This window comes from Cupriavidus sp. DL-D2 (assembly GCF_039710735.1).
Classification (GTDB): domain Bacteria; phylum Pseudomonadota; class Gammaproteobacteria; order Burkholderiales; family Burkholderiaceae; genus Cupriavidus.
Window position 1 is genome coordinate 1 of the sequence record NZ_JBDKXK010000129.1, and the last position, 1,763, is coordinate 1,763.

Sequence of the window (1,763 nt, forward strand, 5' to 3'; positions counted from 1 at the left end):
TCCATCGAACACGACGACGGCACGCTGCAACTGACGCTGCGCTACGCCGTTGAACTGTTCGAACCGGAGACCATGGCACGCATGGCGGCGCACTACGAAGCCATGCTGCAAGCGCTCGCTACACAGCCGGATATGGCTGTGGCCGATGTGCCGCTGCTGGCCGCCGAGGAAGGCGCGCGGCTCGATGGCTGGAGCATCAACACGGATGCCCACGGCACGCCGGAGCCGGTGCATCACCTCATTGCCCGACAGGCAGCGACCACGCCCGATGCGGTGGCCCTGGTGTTCGGCGAGCAATCGCTGCGCTACGCGGAGCTGGATGCGCGTGCCAACCGCTTGGCGCATCAACTGATCGCACTGGGCGTGCGTCCCGAGATGCCCGTGGGCATCGTGGCCGAACGCTCGATCGAGATGGTGGTGGGCCTGCTCGGCATCCTCAAGGCCGGTGGCGCCTATGTGCCCATCGATCCCGAGTATCCGGCCGAGCGCATCGCGTACATGGTCGAGGACAGCGCGGTATCGCTGCTGCTCGGGCAGTCGCATCTGCGCGAACGGGTGCCGGCCCGGCTGGCCGCCACGTGGCTCGATCTCGATACGCTCGATTGGAGTGCGTGGCCGACCTACGCGCCAGCGGTGCGGCTGCACGCCGAGAGCCTGGCCTACGTGATCTACACCTCGGGCTCCACGGGACGCCCCAAGGGCGCGGCCAATCGGCACGGCGCGCTGCATAACCGGCTCGCGTGGATGCAGCAGGCCTATGCACTGAGCAATGCGGATACGGTGCTGCAGAAGACCCCGTTCAGCTTCGATGTCTCGGTCTGGGAGTTCTTCTGGCCGCTGATGGCCGGTGCGCGTCTGGCGCTGGCAGCACCGGGCGAGCATCGCGATCCGGCGCGGCTCGTGGCGCGCATTGCGGCGCATGACGTGAGCACGCTGCACTTCGTGCCGTCGATGCTGGCCGCGTTCATGGCCCACGATGGCGTGGAAGCCTGCCGCAGCGTGCGGCGCATCGTGTGCAGCGGCGAGGCGTTGCCCGCAGAAGTGCAGGCGCAGGTGCTGGCGCGCTTGCCGTGGGTCTCGCTCGACAACCTCTATGGCCCGACCGAGGCGGCGATCGACGTCACGTACTGGAACTGCCGCGCCGAAGGCCGGCAAGTGCCGATTGGCCGACCGCTGTCGGGCATCCGTACGCATGTGCTCGACGGCAGCCTGAACCGCGTGCCGCAGGGCGTGGCGGGCGAGTTGTATCTGGGCGGCGTGGGATTGGCGCGCGGCTATCTGCGTCGTCCGGGCCTGACGGCCGAGCGCTTCGTGGCCGATCCCTTCGAGGCAGGCGGGCGCCTGTATCGCACGGGCGATCTGGTGCGCTGGCGTGCCGATGGGCAACTGGAATACCTGGGCCGGATCGACCATCAGGTGAAGATCCGTGGCCTGCGGATCGAACTGGGCGAGATCGAGGCGCAGTTGCTGGCGCTGCCCGAAGTGGCGGAGGCGGTGGTGGTTGCCGTAGGCGGCACGCGACTGGTGGCCTACGTGGCATGCCGGGCAGGGCAGTTGCTCGATGCGCAGACGATGCGTGTCAGGCTCGGTGAAGCATTGCCCGAGTACATGGTGCCGTCCGCGTTGATGGTGCTGGATCGTCTGCCGCTGAACGCCAACGGCAAGCTGGATCGCAAGGCGCTGCCGGCACCGGAAGCGCAGGCCCAAACGCGCTACGAAGCGCCACAAGGCGAAGCGGAAATCGCGCTGGCTGCCATCTGGGC

General features: G+C 68.0%; 1 protein-coding gene. It reads left to right on the plus strand.

Annotation, left to right across the window (positions count from 1 at the left end; translation table 11 throughout):
* Positions 1–1,763: amino acid adenylation domain-containing protein (locus ABDB81_RS30300; RefSeq protein WP_346814409.1), on the plus strand; the 1,763-nt coding region annotated here is incomplete at both ends.